The sequence below is a fragment of the Bombiscardovia coagulans genome (assembly GCF_002259585.1).
GTDB classification, from domain to species: Bacteria; Actinomycetota; Actinomycetes; order Actinomycetales; family Bifidobacteriaceae; genus Bombiscardovia; species Bombiscardovia coagulans.
The window spans coordinates 108,491-129,919 of sequence record NZ_MWWS01000002.1 but is presented as its reverse complement, the minus strand read 5'-3'; the positions used below and the strand labels follow the sequence as shown (position 1 = coordinate 129,919).

Genomic DNA, 21,429 nt, shown 5'->3' with positions numbered 1-21,429 from the left:
CGCCATATGCCCTAGCTGATATGCAATCCGATTTTTGCTTGCTTGAAAGTGTGTAGGGCCTATCTAGCTTCTAGCAGGCCTCAGTCCTGATAGTATTCTCAATGTAATCTATAGGGCTAAGTTTGTAGTTGGACACTTAGTCTATGTTTGCATAACAGAGGCAGTCCGACACAAAATCAATTCAAGTAGCTATATCTACAGTATATTGATTTAGTAGACAGTAGATTGGTGCTTATAACCGAATTCGTGTGCTGTCACGTCAGATAAAGGAGCAACGGATGAGTCAACAAAGTAAGGACCATGCATCACAGGCATTCGAGGCAGGTATCAACACAGTCGATCCTGAGATTGCTCATCTACTGCAAACTGAACTTGGCCGCCAGCGTTCTGGCTTAGAGATGATTGCTTCAGAAAACTTTGTCCCAAGAGCAGTATTGCAAGCACAAGGTTCGGTTTTAACAAACAAATATGCCGAAGGCTACCCTGGTCGCCGTTACTATGGGGGCTGTGAATATGTAGATCAGGTAGAAGAGTTGGCTCGGTCACGTGCTCGTAGTCTGTTTGATGCTGAATATGCGAATGTACAGCCTCATTCCGGAGCGCAGGCAAATGCAGCGATATATCAGGCCTTAGCAAAACCTGGTGATACGATTTTGGGTCTGGCGCTTGATCATGGGGGACATTTGACCCATGGGACAACAATGAATTTTTCTGGCCGATATTACAATGCTCAAACTTATACTGTTAATCCTGATACTTTCCTTATAGATCCGGAAATCGTGAGGCAAAGAGCGTTAGAGACACATCCAGCTGTGATTATTGGTGGTTGGTCGGCTTATCCACGAATCGAAGACTTTAAAGCGTTACGGGAGATTGCGGACGAGGTTGGAGCAAAGTTGTGGGTAGACATGGCTCACTTTGCTGGTTTAGTAGCTGCTGGTTTACACCCAAGTCCAGTTCCGTATGCCGATGTTGTTTCATCTACAGCACATAAAACCTTAGGGGGTCCTCGGTCTGGCTTTATTGTTGCTAAAAAGGAGTATGCCAAGGCGCTGAATTCAGCTGTATTCCCTGGTGAGCAAGGCGGTCCTCTTATGCATGTCGTGGCTGCGAAGGCGGTCGCATTTAAGTTAGCAGGAACTACAGCTTTCAAACAGCGTATGGAGCGTACTCTTGAGGGAGCAAGGATCATCGCTGAACGGCTGAGTGCAGAAGATGTCTCACAAGCAGGCATTAGCGTTTTGACCGGCGGTACTGATGTTCACTTGGTGATGGTTGATCTACGAAATAGTGCTCTTAATGGCAGGGACGCAGAGGATCTGTTGGCACGCATAGGTATTACCGTCAACCGTAATACTGTTCCGTTTGATCCGAGGCCAGCTTCAGTGAGTTCTGGTTTACGCATTGGTACAGCAGCCTTGGCAACCAGGGGATTTGATACAGCTGAATTTGAGCAGGTAGCTGACCTCATTGCTCAGACTTTGACTGCCGGACGTGACGCAAATATCGACAGCTGTAAATCTAAAGTAGATGCATTAGCTGAGCAGTTCCCGCTCTATCAAGGGCTTGACCAGGTGAATTAACTGTCAAAAGGGTTACAATAATATACAAATAGCCAGCAGTTGGTTTCACTCCAGTCCACAGGTAATTGACAAGGAGTGTATGTGAAGAAATGCTATCTGGGCAAGGATGATCTCAACAGCGTTCTGCGACATCATGGTACAGAGGAAGCATGAAAGGAGGTAGAGAAGTGGCCGATAAGGTACAAGATTTTAAGAATCGGCAAAATGGCAATCCCAAGGTCTGGTTTAGGGCAGCAGCAGAAAGACTCAGTCAGTTGCGATACGTCTTTCTGGTGCAAATTGAGGATGGTATTCCCACTGCTGATCAACGAGCAAGCTTAGAATACGCAGATGCTGTACTCATTGGTTGGCCTGATGAAGACGCTGCGCAAGTCATTGATCTAGATGAATCACAGCTGGACCAGGTTCGCAAAGTAATGGTTGAGATGGAAGGCCAGATACCGATCTTTCGTGAGCAGGAACGTAAGGGCGATATTGACCAGCTATCACAATCACTGGTAACGCTCACAGAGTGCGTTGCTCAGGTCCGTCGTCATTACCAGCCTGATTTTCCTATACCGACCTATCAGGAGATACACCAGGTTGTCCAGCAAGAGTGGAATGAGGATATGAGCAGGATAGATCCAGACCAGGTCACTTCTCCGGAAGAGGTCAAGGAGATGCAGGAAGACGCGGATCGTGCTGACTACAACTCATTCGTAGGCACGGGGTTGTCAAAACCTCTTCAAGGTCAAAACTTAGAGTTAGACCAACCGAAAGATCATTCGTAAGTGAGAGTGAAGCAGTGGGTCCCAATCAAACCGCTGATACATTTGATAAGCGTCGCATGTCTGATTTGAGTTCTGAGATAGAACTAGCTGACGAATATGACAGTCGCCATACTACTCGGCTGGCTCATGCAAGTTCAGGTCAGGCCAAACGCAGGGTGGGCATTATGGGTGGAACCTTCGATCCTATCCACCATGGCCATTTAGTTGCGGCCTCAGAAGTTGCTTGGGTTTATGACTTGGATGAAGTTATTTTTGTGCCGACGGGTCGGCCAGTTTTTAAGTTAGAAAAAGCTGTTACCAATGCTGAAGATAGGTATTTGATGACGGTTATCGCAACTGCTTCAAATCCTAAATTTACAGTTTCGCGAGTCGATATTGATAGGCCGAGCATAACGTATACCATTGATACCTTGCGTGATATTCACAGACTCAGACCGGACAGTGAGTTATTCTTTATTACTGGTGCTGACGCAGTAGCGGAGATTCTTCGTTGGAAAGATGCCAATGAAATGTGGGATTTGGCGCACTTTGTTGCTGTTTCTAGACCTGGTTATTCGTCAAGTATTCGTGGGTTACAGTTACCCAATCATTCCGTAGACATGCTTGAAATACCCGCCCTATCAATTTCATCTACAGATATTAGAAAACGTGTCGCCAAGCATATCCCTGCTTGGTATCTTGTGCCTGACGGGGTAGTGCAATATATCAATAAACATGGTTTATATTTGCACAGGGAGGACTACTAGGAAGCACAGGATGAAACCTGATCCTCATCTGCTGCGACACGGTAGAAAACTGTCACGCTCAATAGCTAAAATAGAATTGTTGCTTCAACGACACCAACGTTTGGAGATATGGTGAGCACAATTCTCAAAGGCATGCCCGGTAAGAATCTTATTCTAGTGACGGGAAGGACGCATCCTAAGCTTGCTTCGGATGTTGCTGACCAGCTTGGCATCGAAGTCCTAGAAACGACCGCTTACGATTTTGCGAATGGTGAGATGTACGTGCGGTATACGGAGTCAGTTCGTGGAGCAGATGTTTTTGTTCTGCAAAGCCATGCTGACCCGATTAATAAGTCAATCATGGAACAGCTTATTATGATTGATGCACTAAAACGAGCTTCAGCTCGTTCCATTACAGCTGTTTGCCCTCTGATGGGATATTCGCGTCAAGACAAGAAGCATTTGGGTCGTGAACCCATCTCTTGTAGGTTAATGTTTGATCTGTTCAAAACTGCAGGGGCAGATCGAATCATGAGTGTTGATCTGCATGCAGCACAATCACAGGGCTTTTTTGATGGGCCTGTGGATCATCTCATTGCTATGCCGGTACTTGTCGATTATGTGCGTGATCGCTTTGATTTGTCCAAAGTTGCTGTCGTCTCACCAGATGCTGGTCGCATTCGAGTTGCAGAGCAATGGGCGCAACGACTTGGTGGAGTACCTTTGGCATTTGTTCATAAGACTCGTGATATTACTCAGCCCAACAAAGCAGTAGCAAACCGTGTAGTTGGAGATGTCAAGGGTCTGGACTGTGTTTTAGTTGACGATCTCATGGATACTGGTGGTACTATAGCTGAAGCTTGTTCAGTGTTATGTGAGGCAGGTGCCAATTCCATCACCGTGGTTGCTACTCACGGTGTTCTATCGGGGCCGGCTGTTGAACGGTTAAAGGGATGTGGAGCCCGCGAGGTTGTTATCACTGATACAGTGCCCATTCCTGAAGAAAAGCGCTGGGATGGGCTTACGGTTCTCTCAATAGCGCCTCTGTTGGCATCCGCAATTAAGGCTGTTTTTGAAGATGGTTCTGTTGCCAGACTTTTCGATACTTATCCAGCACACCATGGACAAGGATTTCTCTTTGCATAATTCTTGCAAATGAGATTTCTTTATCCGCGTGGCGCGAAGAAAGAGTATGGCATAATAAATAAAGCAGGTTAACCTGCGTTTCCCCCATGGTGTAATGGCAGCACACGGGTCTTTGGAACCCTTAGTCTTGGTTCGAATCCAGGTGGGGGAGCTTGAAGCTTGCCGACCCCTGCGGGCAAGCCCTGGGATAGGTCGGCGGCCAACCGAAAGGAAAGAGTTTGGCTGTCAAAAAAATAGAGACTTGGCTTACTGACATGGATGGCGTTCTTGTACATGAGAACAATGCGCTGCCCGGAGCTGCAGAGTTCATTGAGACTTTGAAGGCCAACAACAGGCGTTTTTTGGTCTTGACCAATAACCCTATCTATACTCCTCGCGATTTGTCAGCACGTTTGGGCAGGTCAGGCATAGATGTGCCAGAAGAAAATATATGGACTTCAGCACTAGCAACGGCGGACTTTTGCGCACGCACTATTCCCAGAGGATCGGCTTATGTGATCGGTGAGGCAGGACTGACAACAGCCCTTCATGAGGCTGGTTACATTTTGTCTGATACTGACCCAGATTACGTCATTTTGGGTGAAACCCGTACGTATTCATTTGAATCCATTACGACCGCTATTCGTCTCATCTTAGGTGGGGCCAGGTTCATATGCACGAATCCAGATGCTACCGGACCTAGTGATTCCGGTATCCTGCCAGCAGCTGGATCAGTAGCTGCCTTAGTGACTAAAGCGACTAATCGTGAACCGTATTTTGTTGGCAAGCCTAATCCAATCATGTTCCGTACTGCTCTGAACCGTGTAGGAGGGCATTCTGAGACCACGGCCATGATCGGTGACCGTATGGATACGGATGTTGTAGCAGGTGTCGAAGCTGGTTTAGAAACCTTCTTGGTGCTTACAGGTATAACGCATCGCAAACAAGTAGAGACTTTCCCCTTTAGACCTGATCATGTAGTGGATTCGATTCAGAATCTGATCTCCATCGCTGAGAGTGGGGAAGTAGAAATTTGAGCAAAACCGAGTCTGTTTCAGCTGCAATTATCTTGGCAGCCGGCGAGGGCACGCGTATGCGCTCGTCCAAGCCGAAAGTTCTTCACGAGCTAGCAGGTAAGACCTTCCTCAATCGTGTGATGGATGCTGTCGGTCAGTTGCAGCCGGAGACTATGGCTCTTGTTGTGCGATTCCAGGGAGACCGTGTAGCAGAGGCTGCTTATCGTTATAACCCATCAGTGGTGGTAGTGAAGCAAGATGATATCCCCGGTACCGGGCGAGCTGTTCAGTGTGCTTTAGGTGAGCTTAACGATAGCATCGGTTCCCATGGTACGGTTCTGGTGGTGGCTTCAGATATGCCACTGCTGGATGCTCAGACCTTGCAGGGGTTAGTAGATTACCACTTCGCGCATGGTGACAGTGCCACCGTACTCACAACCAGCTTGATGGATCCAACGGGCTACGGACGTATTATTCGCGACCAAGATGGACAAGTGCTGAGGATTGTGGAGCAGAAGGATGCTACTGGTACCGAATTAGAAGTTCATGAAGTTAATACATCTGTCTATCTTTTTAATGCATCAGTCTTGACCACAGCTATTGCTGGGCTTAATAATGACAACGTTCAAGGTGAGTTTTACCTCACGGACGCTTTGGAAGCTGCAAGAGAACTGGGGCGGGTTGGCGCATACAGTGCGCCAGATGCCTTATGTGTTGAAGGCGTCAATGATCGTGTGCAGTTAGCTCGTCTTGCCAGAGCACACAACAAGCGAATCTGTGAGCACTGGATGCGGCAGGGCGTAACAATTTTGGATCCGGAAACAACTTGGATTGAAGACGATGTTCAACTTGAACGAGACAGTGTAATCTTGCCGGGATGTTTCCTACAAGGAAGCACAACCGTAGCTGAGGAAGCGGTCATAGGACCATACACTACTTTAATTAATGCAACGGTTGAGCAAGCTGCTCATGTGGAACGGTCCAGAGTGGAAGAATCAACAATCGGTGCACGCGCGACTATTGGTCCATGGACTTATCTCAGACCAGGTAATGAGTTAGGTGAGGATACCAAAGCTGGAGCTTTTGTTGAAATGAAAAAGGCTCAAATTGGTAAAGCTACTAAAGTTCCACATCTCAGTTATATAGGCGATACCCATATCGGAACGCATACTAACGTCGGAGGCGGTACTATTACTGCCAATTACGATGGTGTGCGCAAGCATAGAACTGAGATTGGTTCAGAGGTACATATAGGTGCAGGCAATCTTTTCGTTGCACCGGTTCGTGTTGGTGATACAGTAACTACTGGAGCAGGTGCTGTGATACGACATGCGGTTCCTGACGACGCGATGGTTTATTCTGAGAACACCCAACATACAGTTGAACATTGGAAGCCATCTGCTGAACGCGAAGAAAGTACTGAACAAGATTCACATTGATAGCGAATTTGACACAGGATTAGACTAGCCTTAGGCTGTGAATCACAAAATTATATGAGAGTAAAGAGAGTTGACCAGTGCCAGCATTACAAAGTTCAATTGACGCTGTCATAGTTGCGGCCAAGGCAGCAAATGATGCGAAAGCTATGGACATTTTAGCCTTCGATGTAGCGCAAGCCTTCGGAATTACAGACGTTTTTATGCTGGTCACCGGTGACAACGAACGCCAGGTACTATCTATTGCAGAAAAGGTGGAGCGTCAACTTCATGAACAGCTAGGACTTCGTCCTGCAGCCAGAGAAGGTGTAGATGATGCTCGGTGGATTCTCCTGGACTATCTTGATTTTGTGATTCATATTATGCATAAGGAAGCGCGTCATTACTACGATCTTGAGCGTTTATGGAAGGATTGTCCGCAGATTGATCTACCTCTCACGGATCCCCTTCATGAGCCAGTACTCAGCGCTGGAGTAAGCGGTTCTGAAGCCGGAGAAGCTCATCCTCAAGAGTAAACAGAGGAGGAGCGGATAGGAAGAGTTCATGTCTGAGCAGCATGTGCACAGCATCATCTTAGTCCGTCACGGTCAGACAGATTATAATGCTGCCCGTCGTATGCAGGGGCAAACAGATATCCCTCTCAACGCGGTAGGAAGGTGGCAGGCTCAGCAAACAGCTCAGACTCTTCGGCACTTGTATGTTGACGCACACCATAGCCGGCAGCAACTCATAGTTTCTTCAGATTTAGATAGAGCGTATAGCACCGCACAAGCTTTCGCCGACGTCATCGGTGTATCAATTAATACAGACTCAAGACTGCGAGAACGAGAGTTCGGAGAGTGGGAAGGTCTTACTGCTCAACAGGTCAAAGAACAGTGGCCCGAAGACTACTATGCATGGCTTACTTCGGCCGGAGGAGAGGTCAAACACGGAGCTGAGACGAAGGCTGAGGTGGGACGTAGGGGACTTTCTGCTTTAAACGATTGGTCACATCGAGCTGGGGATGATACAGACCTCTTCCTGTTTACACACGGGTCATGGATTTCTCAGACTGTTCAGAGCTTGATGGGTCTCAGTGAAGTTCATCCGGAAGGCGTCAGTTTGGGGTCAATACGAAATGCTCATTGGGTTACCCTTATTCCCCGGCAGAGGTCAAGTCAGGATTACTTATGGGCACTGTTAGATTTTAACCGTGGACCTGCTATAGCTGAGTCTGTAGATTGGAATAACCCTAGTGCAGGTCAATAGTGGTAGTAGCATCAGTGTACAAATGATGCTCTTCCTGTCGCTATGCAAATAAGTCACGTTAACTTGGGGTATATTGTGTTTTGCATAAGAGCTTCTAGGTCCTTATTGTACGAACTGGTTAGGGGTTATATTTGAGAGGAGCATATGGGTTGAAAAAGTTCTTTAGGGATCTTTCCTGGGCACAGGTGTTCGCTGGTGCACTAGCAGCAGTAACTTCCTTTTTCCTTTCAGCTAAAATTGGAATTGCAGGTTCAGCAATAGGCGTAGCAGTAGGTTCGATCGTTTCGGCTGTAGCTTCTCAAATTTATAAAAATGTGTTAGACGCTTCCACCCACAAAATTCAGGAAACGGTGATTAATCCCGACGGAGAATCGGAAACGGACATTATTAGAATTAACAACCCATCTCAAGAACCAGATGAGCAGACCTCACTCATACTGGCAGGCGCGGATGATAAGAGTCCAACTGTTCCAATCCATAAACATGCCGAGCAAGTGAGGGCTAGAACACAGCATTCTCAATTTGGAGAGCGTCGCCAGGTTGATGAGACGAGTGTTCTTGCTCCAATCAGTTCAACTGACGCAACCCAGGTTATCCCTACTACTGGAAAGCGAGTAGGTGGGCAGACATCGACCCGCCAGGTGCGCACAGCCAGCTCTAGCAATGCAAAGTATACTCACCAATCTGATACTGGCAGATATGAAGCTCATTCGGCACAAACAGCAAAGTCAGTGCAGAAAAAGAAGCAAATGGTGTTAATTGTCTCCGTCGTTAGTGCTCTGGTAGCTGTCCTGCTCTCTGCGGTAGTCATCAATGCCATTACCAAAGGCGAAGGAACAGACCACGTTGTTCGTAACATAGTCAGTCCAACTCCAACAGTGCAAGTTCCGACACCATCGACTCCTCCTGCTCCGCAAGAAAGTGCTCCCGGACGACAAGTACAACCAGACAACAGTAACAAGCCTCAAGAAACTACACGTCCATCTCAGGAACCAACTGCGAACCCTACTGCTTCTCCTTCGCAATCCAGTGAGGACAAACCCACCAGTACTAACAGTCCTTCGGTGCGGCCGTCTCAAGAACCAACACCCAGTGTTCCGGTACAGCCGAATGACCAGCCAACTCAGCAACAGGGTCAAAAAAGTGGTAACCCAAACGATACTTCCTTACCTAGCGCTGATAGTAGGCAAGGAAGTACAAACACTTCGGGTGATAGTCAGCACTGATATATGTGACATCTTGGTGACCACCTCAATTCCATGCCCTTGCCGTGTATGTGAGAGGCTCGAGTAGGGTTGCAATGAAGCGTCACAAGGGGCATCAACATGGGTACATTTCCACTTGGCTCGAAGGCGTGATATCATGTGAATGTTGCTTTGGCGAGGGAAAGAAGTCACTTTCCGTTATCGACTCAGCGTGAGGTGCTTTCTCCTATACGGGAAGATTGATGCTCTGACGCGTTCGATACGCCAGTTGAAGTTCTACATGGTATAAGGAGATAGAATGGCAAGCACTATTACGCTGGAAGGTGAGCCTCGAACTCAGTTCGGTAAGGGCGTGGCCCGTAGAATGCGCGTTGCAAAGCAGATCCCTGCTACGATCTACGCAGGTGGTACAGAGCCTTCATTCGTGGCTTTGCCCATGAAAGAGACAACGTTGGCCTTGCGTCGAGCTAATGCCTTGTTCACTATCAAGTTTGGTAACGAAACAAAGATGGCGGTTGTCAAGGACGTTCAACGTAATCCAGTTAAGCGTATTGTTGAGCACATCGATTTTTACGAAGTGCGTGCTGGCGAGAAAGTTATTGTTGACGTACCAGTATTCATCAATGGTGCAACTAAAGGTGCCTCTGTGGCCTTTATTGATATGCAAAATGTGCAGGTTCGCGCTGATGTAACAAACCTTCCTGAGCGTATTGACATTAGCGTCGAAGGCATGGCTGACGGCGACAAGATTCTCGCTAAGGATATTCAACTGCCTGAAGGTGCTGAACTCGTTATTGATGATCCTGAGGAGTCTATTGTAACTGTCGAAGTACCAAAGGAAGAGAGTGTTGCGTCTCCTTCTGGTGCAGCTGAAGGTGCAAGTGCAGAGTCTTCTGATTCAGCAGCTGGTGGTGCAGCTGACGGTGAGAAGTCTGAGTGAGAGATAACGCTCTTCTTTGTAAGGCTCGATTTGTGCTGATGTAACAGTACAACAATGCCTAACAATAACTGAAAGGACTGCTGGCTGATACTTGCCAGCAGTCCTTTTTGCATTGTTGGACTTAAAACAATTTGCCGTTCACCCGTTTGAAGGCTACCAGTGACGTGTACATATCACATCAAGGTGGCTCGGCTTATACGACGGGAACCTCATTAGTCGATCTAGAAAACTCAGTGCAGGACGGTAGCTTGAAGTTGGTAAGAGATTCTGGTTAAAAATCGCAATTGTGCAGTGAAACTGCTCGAGTTGAAGTATGGATTTCACTATATGGACAGGTTCCATGGCGCATAAGACAATGATGTTTAATATACTCAGTATATGCCTACGGCTATATGGTAGGTAGTAATTCCAATACCATTGTTCAGAAAGTGCTGTATGAACGTTTACAATCATCATGACCCAGAGTTGTTAACAAGATTGGCTTCAAACTTTGATGTGGAACCAAATCTGCATCCAGTTAGTGATGCAGAACGTGAAAATATGATAGATAAGCCAGCTTTTGGACAGGTCTTTTCTGACAGTATGGTCACCATGAGATGGCGGGATGGTAGTGGTTGGTCTGATCGACAGGTTAAGCCTTTTGGCTCACTCAACATTAGTCCTGCGGCAGCCGTTTTACACTATGCTCAAGAGATTTTTGAGGGACTTAAGGCATACAAGCGTCAAGATGGTTCCATTTGGCTCTTTCGCCCTGATGCCAATGCTGAGCGCTTTCAGGACTCTGCACAACGTCTTTCCCTGCCCAATCTTAGTGTTGAGGACTTCATAGGATCAGTAGCAGCGTTAGTACGGCAAGATGCTCAGTGGGTGCCATCGCGTCGTGAATACACACTGTACTTGCGTCCATTTATGTACGCTTCTGAAGCTTTTTTGGGTGTCCGCTCTCCAAAGCAGGTAGATTATTGCGTGATAGCTTCTCCATCTGGTCCGTATTTTACCGGTGGGGTAAAGCCTGTAAGCATTTGGGTTGAAGACCGCTGGTTCAGAACTGGTCCTGGAGGTACCGGCTACGCGAAATGCGGTGGTAATTATGCAGCTTCTCTCGTAGCAGGCAATAGGGGAACGGACCACGACTGCGAGCAAGTCTGTTTTGTTGATGCGGCATCCAAAACATACTTAGAAGAGCTCGGTGGGATGAATATGTTTGTTGTCCACCGGGATGGTCATATTGAAACCCCTTGCCTTACCGGGACTATTCTTCCGGGAGTAACCCGTCGGTCGCTGATTGAGTTATTGAATGATCGGGGTCTGAAAGTTTGCGAAATGATGATTAGGATGGATGATCTGGTCAATGATATTCGTTCTGGTGATGTTACAGAGATTTTTGCTTGCGGTACGGCTGCTATTGTCACGCCAATAAAGCGTTTAAAATCATCAAATTTTGACGTCACAGTAGCTACTGGGGAAGCGGGAACATTGACTATGCAATTGAGAGAACAACTTTTGGGCATTCAGTTGGGAGAAGTGGATGATTCACACAATTGGATGTGGCGGGTAATGTAGGTACAATTGGACATACGTAAATGCTCGTAACTCTCTATGAGGGAGTTACGAGCATTTACGTATGTATGTTCAGAACTAATCACATGGCGTTAATTGCAGATGCCAAGCCTGATTTACGATTAGCGGCTTGGTTGCGATGAATGACGCCCTTGCCTGCAGCCTTATCGAGACGGCGAGCAGCAACAGCAAATGCGGACTGTGCACCCTCTCTGTCTCCATCGTTAATTGCCTTGCGAACAGTTCGGATAGAAGTCTTGATGGCGCTCTTGACTTCCTTGTTACGAAGATGTGCTGCTTCATTCGTACGAACGCGCTTTTTCTGTGATTTAATGTTAGCCAATGTTACTCCAAACGACATATGCGATATCTGTACAGACGGAATCTAAGTCTACCATGTGGTCACGAAAAGTTTAATCACTGACGCTTTTGTAATTCTGGCTGTGCGCAAGACAAATCCATTATCACCGAAGCAACTTGGAAATGGAACTGTTCGTATAAAGACATGGCACTTTCATCACTCGCTGACAATTGTATTGTCAATCGGTACACGCCATTTCTTTGCGCCCAATGGTGAGCTTCCTGGATGAGGACTTCACTGATTTTGTCGGTCTCAAAAGCCTTGCTGACGCATAAGTTGCTGATACGACCTTCAGGTCGGGTGCTGACAGCGTTTGGTACTATATCCAGTTTGATGAAACCGACGATATTACTGGCTTTCCCCCCAGACATATCACTGCTGTTGGCTAATTGAGTAATTTCATTTGAGTCGTCTGCAACAGCAACGATAATCGTAGTAGAAGTGTCTGAATCGATAGCTTCGAGTTCGTGGGCTAAGCGATTGCTGATCATGAGCCTATAATCATCGGGTTTTAACGCACTATCGCAGCTATCCGTGCTTTCACGGACCAGTTCAATAAGCCGGGCGTCGTCCTCGTGCTTCCGATATGGCCGCAGTCTCATGGGTGCTCCTTACTTTATATGCAGCCTCATTATAAGCCTGTTGAGGAAATAAATTGTTCTTGACGATGATGAAGTGATGTTAGTGCCTTGCTATACCAGTACAACATGCTCAATTTCCTCACCTGCTAGATATTATTAGTCTGTCTTTCCATACTCAAAGCCTAGGGTTAGAGATAGGATTGCCTTCTAAGAAGTCTGGAGGAGAGGAGCCCGGTGGTTACGTACACAAACCAGCCAGGATTCACACAGCAGTCGCTTATCCGCAATTTTTGCATAATAGCGCATATTGACCATGGTAAGTCAACGGTAGCTGATCGTGTTCTTCAGCTGAGTGGGGTGGTCTCGCAAAGAGATATGCATGACCAATTCCTCGATCGCATGGACATCGAACAAGAGCGTGGTATTACTATCAAATCACAGGCAGTTAGAGTGCCATGGGTGAAGGATGGAACTGAGTATACGCTGGGCATGATTGATACCCCAGGTCACGTTGATTTTACATATGAAGTTTCTCGTGCACTTGAAGCGTGTGAGGGCGCGGTCCTGCTGGTAGATGCAACACAAGGTATCGAAGCTCAGACGCTTTCTAACTTATATATGGCAATTGAGCATGATCTTACTATCATACCGGTGCTCAATAAGATTGATTTACCTAGCGCTGATCCTGACCGTCACGCAGCTGAAATTGCCAACTTATTAGGGTGCTCACCTGACGATGTTTTGCGAGTATCAGGAAAAACTGGTGAAGGGATTCGGGAGTTACTTAATCAAATTGTCGATGAAGTCCCACCCCCTCATGGGCAATCTCAAGCTCCAGTTCGTGCACTCATCTTCGATTCAGTCTACGATCCGTATCGAGGGATAGTTACCTATATACGAATGGTTGATGGGGAATTGAAAGCCCGCCAAAAAATCCGAATGATGAGTTTAGGCACGGTGCATGATCCAGGAGAACTTGGCGTTATTTGTCCGGATATGATAGCTACCAAAGCGCTGGGTGCTGGCGAAGTTGGATACGTCATTACCGGTGTAAAAGATGTAGCTCAGTCAAAAGTTGGCGACACTATTACAACCGAAACCTTGCCAGCTGAGCAACCTTTACCTGGTTATCGTGATCCACAACCTATGGTGTATTCAGGACTGTTTCCTGTGGACAATGCGCAGTTCCCTGAACTGCGTGAAGCTCTAGATAAGCTCAAGCTGAATGATGCTGCATTGGTCTATGAGCCAGAAACATCTGTGGCATTAGGTTTCGGTTTCCGCTGTGGTTTTTTGGGACTCCTACATATGGAGATCGTCAGTGAAAGATTAAGTCGGGAATTCGGCCTTGATCTTATCTCTACAGCGCCGAACGTCACCTACAAGGTTACGATGGAAGATGGTTCTCAGCACTTAGTGAAAAATCCGAGTGAATTTCCCGACGGCAAAGTAAAAAAGATTGTTGAACCCCTAGTTGCAGCCTCTATTATTACCCCAAAAGAATTTATCGGCTCAGTCATGGACCTTTGCCAAGACCATCGAGGGCAGATGGGAACAATGGAATACTTAAGTCCTGAGCGCGTTGAGATGCACTACACCATGCCTCTTGCAGAAATAGTGTTTGACTTCTTTGACCAACTGAAAAGTCGAACCAAGGGCTATGCAAGTTTGGATTACCACGAAGACGGCGAGCAGGCAGCAGACCTGGTTAAGGTAGATATTCTTATTCAGGGCGATAAAATTGACGCCTTCAGTGCTATCGTCCACAAGGAAAAATCATATACATATGGCGTAATGATGACTAAGAAACTGCGCGAACTCATTCCTCGTCAGCAGTTCGAGATACCGATTCAGGCTGCTATAGGCTCCAGGATTATTGCTAGGGAAACTATCCGTGCCTTGCGTAAAGATGTGCTTGCAAAGTGCTACGGGGGTGATATAACACGAAAGCGTAAGCTGCTTGAAAAGCAAAAGGCCGGTAAAAAGCGTATGAAAATGCTAGGGCATGTCGAAGTGCCTCAGGAAGCGTTCATTGCGGCTCTCAGTACTGGTGATGCGGAAGATCGTGATTCTAAAGATAAGATCCGAGCGGCCAAAAAGAGTAATGAGTGAACATCTCCCTCCGCTACGATGTATATGAAACTTGCTTTTGATGAATACTGGGAAGTGCTATTCATTTCACTTTCCCATTTCTTAAAATCGACGAGCAGCAGTGTACTGCGAACAGCAGCATACCCTGCTGCCAATAAATGAGGTGTCTGTATGGACGCAAGTATTAATCGTACAGTTCAAGCACGAGTACCGTTTGAACTGTACATTCATGTACCATTTTGCTTGAAACGATGCGGATACTGTGATTTTAATACCTATACGGCTACCGATATGGGTGGAGGTGCTAGTCGTAGTAATTATGCCAATCTGGCTATAGCGGAAATGCGTTTGGTTCATGATTGGCAACAGATACATGGAATAGAGGAACCAGCTCTCTCCAGTATCTTTTTTGGCGGGGGTACGCCGACAATCCTTCCTGCTGCTGATTTGATTCGTATGGTCAAAGCAGCAGAAGAATTGTGGGGCCTAGAGTATGGAGCCGAAGTAACAACGGAAGCGAATCCCGATACCGTTGATGAACAGTATTTAGCTCAGTTGGCGGATGGTGGTTTTACCCGCATCTCATTCGGGATGCAGTCAGCAGTCCCTCATGTGCTAGCTACGCTTGATAGGACCCATACTCCAGAAAACGTAACTACGAACGTGCGGGCCGCTCAGCGGCAGGGTCTACGCTCAAGTGTTGATTTGATTTATGGGACCCCTGGTGAGAGTTTAGATGATTGGCAGCGAAGCGTACAGGCTGCATTAGATCTCGAAGTTCAACATATTTCTGCATATGCTTTGACTCTCGAGCCGACCACAAAAATGGGGCGTCAGGTTACTAGAGGACAATTGAAAGGGCCTGACGACGATGATGAGGCTGCTAAATACGAGCTTGTTGATGATATGCTTACGCAGGCTGGGTTAGGCTGGTATGAAATTTCAAACTGGGCATGTCCCGGGCAAGAGTCACGGCATAATGTAGGCTACTGGCGCAATATCGATTGGGCAGGGATTGGACCTGGTGCGCATTCGCACTACAATCGTGTGGCGTTTGCTGTAGAGAAAGGCCTTATACGAGGAAGTTCGAAGCAAACGATTTGGAGGACAACAAGCCAAGCCCAAGACTCTGAGCAGTCAAGCACGCAGACATCTGCGTCAGCTTATACTCCGTTAGCTGCTCTGACTAAGCCGAGCCCAGAGTTTTGCTCTATAGCACCTATTAGGGCCTGGGATATAGCACACCCAAAGGTCTGGGCGCAAGCAGTACAAGCTGGGGAAGTGCCTTGGGGTGGTGGAGAAGCGATCACCCTTGTAGAGGACATTGAGGAAACAGTTATGCTTGGTTTACGTCTTCGTGAAGGTCTTTCATTGAAGCAGCTTAGTGCAGTAAGTGGTCACGTTTGGGCGGAGGCTGATTTTGTGCCTGCAGTATCTCATGATCTAGCTCTTGTAAGTGGTGGTCGAATAGTAGCTACGCGTAAAGGGCGTCTCCTTAATGACGACTTGATAGCTCAAGTTCTTGATCTGGTAACTAATGGTGTATAGGTTGTGCCTATATTGAAGCAGGTGCTGCTGATGATGTTGTCCGATTTGCTCTGACAAGAGCTTCGGTTAGCATGGATACCGGTAAAGATAGCGTCTGCTTTTTTGCAAGTGTCATCATCACTGATGAAAATGTATGCGTTATTAGTTGTGGAAGCAAATCATGGAGGCAGGAATGTCGAATCGTGCTGAACGTCGGGCGCAGGCGAAGAGTGCTCAACAAGAAGGGCGAGGCCCGTATGCTCGTGGATCAATGAAGAGTCGTAGGGGTGTGGTCGATGAGAGTTCTCTACAGGACAAGGCACGTCGTCTCGCAAATGGAGACAATGGTGAATGGAAACCATCTGGACATCACGATGTGACCTATAGTACTGCCGTAAATCCCAATCTGAACGATGCTAAGCTGTCACATAAGCCGCGGAGTGTGAAGCAGTGGTTCCGCTTTGTGAGCTGGACGTTGATTGTTTTGTCAGCTATTGCTTTCTTAGTAGTCATGTGGATCCCTAATCTTCCCATGTGGGCTATTGTGACGATAAGCGCAGTGTTCATAGTTGGTGTGCTGAGTCTTTTCTTCGTAGGAGGCTCCTATAAGGAAAATCCTCGGCTAGACTCTTACGGTACGGCTGTCTGAGTTTGTCTTTTTTGGGGCATGTCGTGTGTAATAGATGCGTTTTTATAAAGCCCCATTTGTGAGCACGCAGGGGCAGTTTCTTGCCGGCTTTCATACCGTGGACTGAGCTGAGAAACTGCTCTTTTTTATGCGATAGATAGCTGTTGGTAAAAGGGCTGTGCTGAGATCAAGTGGCTGATGTGAGAGTACTTCGAGCTTTCCAAAGTAGTTTTCCTTTTCCTAGGTGATAACTCTCGGTTGCGGATGCACCATAAAAAGCCCGGTACCTTGATCGGTATTTTTCCATTTTTTGCGATGTAGATTAGGGGAGTGTTACGAGTGAGACGAGGACCAGTGCGTGCTGGCGAAAAAGTCCAGCTGACAGATCGAAAAGGTAAAATGCTCACTCTTATGTTGGAGGTTGGGGCGGTTACTCAGACTCATCGTGGGTTTTTGGCTCATGACAGGCTCATAGGGCAAGAAGAAGGATCAATAGTTACTACTCTATCGGCGCAGGAATTACAGACTGTACAAGATCAATCTGAAAATGCTGTGAACGTCTCTCGAGACAGTCCTAAGCCAGAGGAAGCACTATACGTCCAAGAGCGGGACTTACAAAGAAAACCATGGAAAGCTGCTAGATCTCAGGGTGGCTGGCAATTCACTCTGATGAGGCCGAGACTGAATGATTTTATCCTTTCTATGCCTCGCGGTGCGCAAATTATGTACCCCAAAGATATCGCCCAGGTGCTGTCAATAGGAGATATTCGTTCGGGAATGCGTGTATTGGAATCAGGTGCAGGCTCGGGTGCGATGAGTATAGCACTTTTGGATGCGGTTGGTGCAGAAGGCTCAGTAACTACTGTGGAAATAAGGCCTGAATTCGCGCGTGTAGCAGAGGGCAATGCCACAGTCTATTTCGGAGGTAAACCATCCTGGTGGGAGCTGCTGGTTGGAAGTTTCGACCAGGTCGTCATGAACTTGCCTGTTCATAGTTTCGATCGGGTTGTACTAGACATGCTGGATCCTTGGAACAGGATCAGTGCCGCTTGGCAGGTTCTCGCACCCGGTGGTGTTTTCACAGCGTATGTCACGACAACAACACAGTTGAGTCGACTATCTGAAGCCCTTCGTGCAAGTTGTATGTGGACAGAACCAGAAATTCTTGAAACCTTTGAACGTTCATGGAAGAGTGACGGGTTAGCAGTTCGCCCTCAGCATGAGATGATCGGGCACACCGGTTTTCTCTTAGTTTCACGAGCTATGGCTGCTGACAACACAGCTTTGCGCCGACGCAATCATGCTGCGAAAGATACGTATGCTGATATTGATAACCGCTCTGATGACAGTGATAGTCAGCATGTTCCTTCGGATGATGCAAGTCTTGCTCAGTTGGAGTTGAGAGATATCTCTGACCGTAAATTGCGCAAGGTTTTGCGCGACTTGCAACATCAAGAGCAGCAGGTAAGGGCTGGTAATCTTGAATGAGAGACTGGCTTATCTTTGTCGTAGAAGTTAAGGACATGCCAGACGTAGAATGAAGGAGAACACATGGTCGTGGATGCCGTAGCTTTGGCACGAGATGCAAAGCAATATACCTATAGATTATTGCTGATGAGGCATGCGCAAGCTCAGTCTGCTGGCCAGGGCACAGATAGAATGAGACCTTTGAGTTCGTTAGGCCTTAAACAAGCAGTAGCCATGGGGAAGTCTTTAACTCGATTGTCTCTTATACCGGACTGTATTGCATGTTCCGGTGCTAGCAGAACGAGACAGACGTTGGACCAGATGCTCGAGTCATTCGGAGATGGTCCAAAAGTTGAGTATAAAGAAAGCTTATATGCGGAAGGACCGCAAGCGGTTTTCGATTTGTTGGAGGCTTCTAAGCCCGAGGAACACGAGTTATTGATAGTAACCCATGAGCCGACCGTGTCCATGACTGCTCAGTTGCTTGCTAGTGCCGAAAGTGACCAAGGGGCTGTGGGCCTATTGGATTTGGGTATGGCGCCTGCGAATGTTGCCATATTGGCAAGTAACGATCCTTTTAACTCTTGGCAGTTGCACCATGCAAGGTACCTCGGTTTGTTTGGCCCCAAACATGTCTGAGGTATGTGCTGGAAGTGGCTAATGTAACCGGCTTATAGGTAAGCCTGCAACCGCAACAGGGTATGCAAGGGTTACTCAGTGCATCCTGGGAACATATAACTTCGATTTATGACGACACTACAATTCTCTCAATTACCCTCATTTGCCTTGTCGCTGTTAGTCTATCTGGTAGTTGCATGAGCAGAGCTTGGAGGGTTTATGTCCGTCATTACTTCTGTCGTCGGGTTCCCGCGCATCGGTGCGCAAAGAGAGCTCAAGAAGGCTATTGAGTGCTACTGGAAGGGTCAAAGTAATGTGGCAGCACTTCGTGCAACAGCTCAAGAGCTCAGGTCTCGTCATTGGCGGTTGCAAGCGGAAGCTGGTATTGATCTCATACCAAGCAATGACTTCAGTTATTACGACCAAATGCTCGATACAGCTGTTATGTTAGGACTTGTTCCAAATCGTTATCAAGACTTGGGACTTAATGAAGAAGACACACTTTTTGCTATGGCAAGAGGTTACCAGGGCAGCCAAGGTGATGTAACTGCCTTAGCAATGAAAAAATGGTTCACCACCAACTATCACTACTTGGTTCCTGAACTGGACAGTTCCACTACCATAGCACTGAGTTCTTCTAAACCGTTCGATGAATTCCAAGAAGCGAAAGCTCTGGGTATACATACTAAACCGGTGCTTATCGGTCCCTATACCTTCCTGAAACTCACTCGGGGTCCTAGAGGTGAACAGATCAAATACGACGATCAAGTAGTTGAAGCCGTTAGTGATGTATACGCACATGTCATTCGACGCTTCATCGATTTAGGAGCGTCGTGGGTGCAATTTGATGAACCGTACTTAGTTCTTGACAAGGGTGAAGAAGACATCAATCTCTTGAGAGGGTTGTATAGCCATATTCTCCCTGCTCGTCATAGTACTCGTGGTTCTATTCAATTGCTTATACAGACTTATTTTGGGCACATAGCAGATTGTTACGAGGTAGTAACTCATATGGGCTTTGATGCGATAGGACTGGATTTTGTTGAAGGAGGTGAGGATAATCTAGCTGTTATACAACAAGTCGGTGTACATGAGGATACCAGCATTGTTGCTGGAGTGGTGAGTGGCCGCAATATATGGAAGAACAACTATACAGAAAGTCTTAAGCTGATAGACAGTCTGCAAGAACTTACGCCGAACCTAGTACTCTCAACATCTGCGTCTCTGCTGCATGTACCTTTGAGCGTGCAGGCAGAAAGCGAACTTGCACCTGAAGTACGTGACCACCTAGCGTTTGCTATTGAAAAACTTGGAGAATTACACGATCTTGCATACTTGACACAGGAGGGAAATCTTGTGAGGCAGCACGATAGCCTCCTTACTGCTAATCAAAAGCTGTGGAGTGAACAGCGAGTTTGTACGGATGTTGCTGTTCAAAACCGTCTGGCACGCCTCAAGCCCGAGGACTATATCAGGCAGCCCAGTCGTTCAAGTCGGCAACCCATACAGCGCCAACGACTCGGGCTGCCTATACTACCAACTACCACGATTGGGTCTTTCCCCCAGACTAATGAAATAAGAAGTGAACGAGCTCGTTTCAGTACAGGAGAAATCGATAGTGATCAATACAATCACTTTATTGCCCAGCGCATTGATCACGTCATAGAACTGCAAGAACAACTCGGAATCGATGTTTTAGTGCACGGCGAATTTGAGCGTAACGACATGGTCGAGTACTTCGGACAACAGCTCAACGGATTCCTTTTTACTCAGAACGCGTGGGTTCAGTCATATGGAACTCGTTGCGTGAAACCACCGGTAATATGGAGTGATATTTCTAGATCAAAGCCTATGACTGTGCGCTGGAGTGCCTATGCCCAGTCTCGTACGAAACGTCTTGTTAAAGGAATGCTTACCGGTCCAGTGACGATTTTCAACTGGTCCTGGCCCCGTGAAGACATCAGTCCTCAAGAGCAAACCCAGCAATTGGCATTAGCAATCCGTGATGAAGTACTTGATTTAGAAGCTGCTGGTATTCGCATTATTCAGATAGATGAAGCTGCCCTTAGGGAAAAACTGCCACTTCGACATACAGATTGGCATAAGAAATATTTGGATTGGGCTATTCCTGCCTTTCGCTTAGTGCACTCCGGGGTAAAGGCTACTACCCAAATACACACCCATATGTGTTACTCAGAATTCAACGACATTATTTCAGATATAGACGCTATGGACGCCGACGTGATTTCTTTCGAAGCTTCTCGATCAGACTTAACGGTTTTAGATGCCATAGAAGCAACACATTTTGAAACTGAAGCAGGACCTGGTGTCTACGATATACATTCCCCACGCATTCCTTCTCAATCTGAGATTGAAGAACGTATTAGGCTCATATTGCGGAAAATGTCTCCTACGAAAGTATGGATTAATCCAGATTGTGGATTAAAGACTAGATCTGAGCTAGAAGCATGGCCCAGTATAGAACATATGGTAGCAGCAGCGCACCGTGTGCGTGCAGAAGTTGAGTAGCACAGACTTATTAGAACCA

19 protein-coding genes and 1 tRNA gene are annotated in these 21,429 nt (G+C 47.0%); 18 read left to right on the top strand and 2 right to left on the bottom strand.

From position 1 onward, the window contains the following. The first annotated feature begins 278 nt into the window (after positions 1-278). The 12 genes from BOCO_RS00700 to BOCO_RS00645 all read left to right on the top strand — a co-directional run bounded on the left by BOCO_RS00700 (position 279) and on the right by BOCO_RS00645 (position 11,611). Positions 279-1,583 carry a serine hydroxymethyltransferase gene (locus BOCO_RS00700; protein WP_094722192.1) on the top strand — a complete coding sequence of 435 codons (1,305 nt, stop codon included), beginning with the start codon at positions 279-281 and terminating at the stop codon, positions 1,581-1,583. Positions 1,584-1,732: 149 nt separating this feature from the next. Further along, the gene (locus BOCO_RS00695) at positions 1,733-2,353 is read left to right on the top strand and encodes a phosphoribosylglycinamide synthetase (RefSeq protein ID WP_420835381.1); all 621 of its coding nucleotides are present in this window, start codon (positions 1,733-1,735) and stop codon (positions 2,351-2,353) included. A 14-nt stretch (positions 2,354-2,367) separates the two neighbouring features. After that, the gene (nadD, locus tag BOCO_RS00690; protein WP_244568698.1) at positions 2,368-3,099 is read left to right on the top strand and encodes a nicotinate-nucleotide adenylyltransferase; all 732 of its coding nucleotides are present in this window, start codon (positions 2,368-2,370) and stop codon (positions 3,097-3,099) included. A gap of 108 nt (positions 3,100-3,207) precedes the next feature. Beyond that, a complete protein-coding gene (locus BOCO_RS00685; RefSeq protein WP_094722191.1) occupies positions 3,208-4,224 on the top strand; it encodes a ribose-phosphate diphosphokinase in 1,017 nt (338 codons plus the stop codon). An 80-nt stretch (positions 4,225-4,304) separates the two neighbouring features. Further along, positions 4,305-4,375 (top strand) — tRNA-Gln (locus BOCO_RS00680). Between the two features lie 67 nt (positions 4,376-4,442). Continuing rightward, a complete protein-coding gene (locus BOCO_RS00675; RefSeq protein WP_094722190.1) occupies positions 4,443-5,240 on the top strand; it encodes an HAD-IIA family hydrolase in 798 nt (265 codons plus the stop codon). Next, positions 5,237-6,658 carry a bifunctional UDP-N-acetylglucosamine diphosphorylase/glucosamine-1-phosphate N-acetyltransferase GlmU gene (gene glmU, locus BOCO_RS00670; protein WP_094722189.1) on the top strand — a complete coding sequence of 474 codons (1,422 nt, stop codon included), beginning with the start codon at positions 5,237-5,239 and terminating at the stop codon, positions 6,656-6,658. Before BOCO_RS00675 ends, glmU begins: the two co-directional genes overlap by 4 nt. A gap of 77 nt (positions 6,659-6,735) precedes the next feature. After that, the gene (rsfS, locus tag BOCO_RS00665; RefSeq protein WP_094722188.1) at positions 6,736-7,170 is read left to right on the top strand and encodes a ribosome silencing factor; all 435 of its coding nucleotides are present in this window, start codon (positions 6,736-6,738) and stop codon (positions 7,168-7,170) included. A gap of 28 nt (positions 7,171-7,198) precedes the next feature. Then, positions 7,199-7,903 (top strand): histidine phosphatase family protein, encoded by a 705-nt coding sequence (locus BOCO_RS00660; protein ID WP_094722187.1) that lies wholly within the window; start codon positions 7,199-7,201, stop codon positions 7,901-7,903. A gap of 131 nt (positions 7,904-8,034) precedes the next feature. Then, positions 8,035-9,129 carry an RAD23 family protein gene (locus BOCO_RS00655; protein ID WP_148140023.1) on the top strand — a complete coding sequence of 365 codons (1,095 nt, stop codon included), beginning with the start codon at positions 8,035-8,037 and terminating at the stop codon, positions 9,127-9,129. A 277-nt stretch (positions 9,130-9,406) separates the two neighbouring features. Then, a complete protein-coding gene (locus BOCO_RS00650) occupies positions 9,407-10,048 on the top strand; it encodes a 50S ribosomal protein L25/general stress protein Ctc (RefSeq protein ID WP_094722185.1) in 642 nt (213 codons plus the stop codon). 435 nt (positions 10,049-10,483) lie between these two features. Next, the gene (locus BOCO_RS00645; RefSeq protein WP_094722184.1) at positions 10,484-11,611 is read left to right on the top strand and encodes a branched-chain amino acid aminotransferase; all 1,128 of its coding nucleotides are present in this window, start codon (positions 10,484-10,486) and stop codon (positions 11,609-11,611) included. Positions 11,612-11,690: 79 nt separating this feature from the next. On the opposite strand, the gene rpsT is transcribed toward BOCO_RS00645, so the two are convergent. After that, entirely contained in the window at positions 11,691-11,951 is a 261-nt protein-coding gene (gene rpsT, locus BOCO_RS00640) for a 30S ribosomal protein S20 (protein ID WP_094722183.1), read from the bottom strand. Between the two features lie 74 nt (positions 11,952-12,025). Further along, complete coding sequence (locus BOCO_RS00635; protein WP_094722182.1) at positions 12,026-12,571, bottom strand: GNAT family N-acetyltransferase; 546 nt, start codon at positions 12,569-12,571, stop codon at positions 12,026-12,028. A gap of 213 nt (positions 12,572-12,784) precedes the next feature. On the opposite strand from BOCO_RS00635, the gene lepA reads away from it, so the two are divergent. The 6 genes from lepA to metE all read left to right on the top strand — a co-directional run bounded on the left by lepA (position 12,785) and on the right by metE (position 21,410). Beyond that, positions 12,785-14,662: a translation elongation factor 4 gene (gene lepA / locus BOCO_RS00630; protein ID WP_094722181.1), complete on the top strand. Its 1,878-nt coding sequence runs from the start codon at positions 12,785-12,787 to the stop codon at positions 14,660-14,662. Between the two features lie 150 nt (positions 14,663-14,812). Then, entirely contained in the window at positions 14,813-16,189 is a 1,377-nt protein-coding gene (hemW, locus tag BOCO_RS00625) for a radical SAM family heme chaperone HemW (protein ID WP_094722180.1), read from the top strand. A 172-nt stretch (positions 16,190-16,361) separates the two neighbouring features. Then, entirely contained in the window at positions 16,362-16,817 is a 456-nt protein-coding gene (locus tag BOCO_RS00620) for a hypothetical protein (RefSeq protein WP_094722179.1), read from the top strand. Positions 16,818-17,135: 318 nt separating this feature from the next. Continuing rightward, positions 17,136-18,284 (top strand): tRNA (adenine-N1)-methyltransferase, encoded by a 1,149-nt coding sequence (locus BOCO_RS00615; RefSeq protein ID WP_094722178.1) that lies wholly within the window; start codon positions 17,136-17,138, stop codon positions 18,282-18,284. A 63-nt stretch (positions 18,285-18,347) separates the two neighbouring features. Next, the gene (locus tag BOCO_RS00610) at positions 18,348-18,902 is read left to right on the top strand and encodes a SixA phosphatase family protein (protein WP_094722177.1); all 555 of its coding nucleotides are present in this window, start codon (positions 18,348-18,350) and stop codon (positions 18,900-18,902) included. Between the two features lie 198 nt (positions 18,903-19,100). After that, positions 19,101-21,410, top strand: a complete 2,310-nt coding sequence (gene metE, locus BOCO_RS00605; RefSeq protein WP_094722176.1) for a 5-methyltetrahydropteroyltriglutamate--homocysteine S-methyltransferase — start codon at positions 19,101-19,103, stop codon at positions 21,408-21,410. The last annotated feature ends 19 nt before the right edge of the window (positions 21,411-21,429 follow it).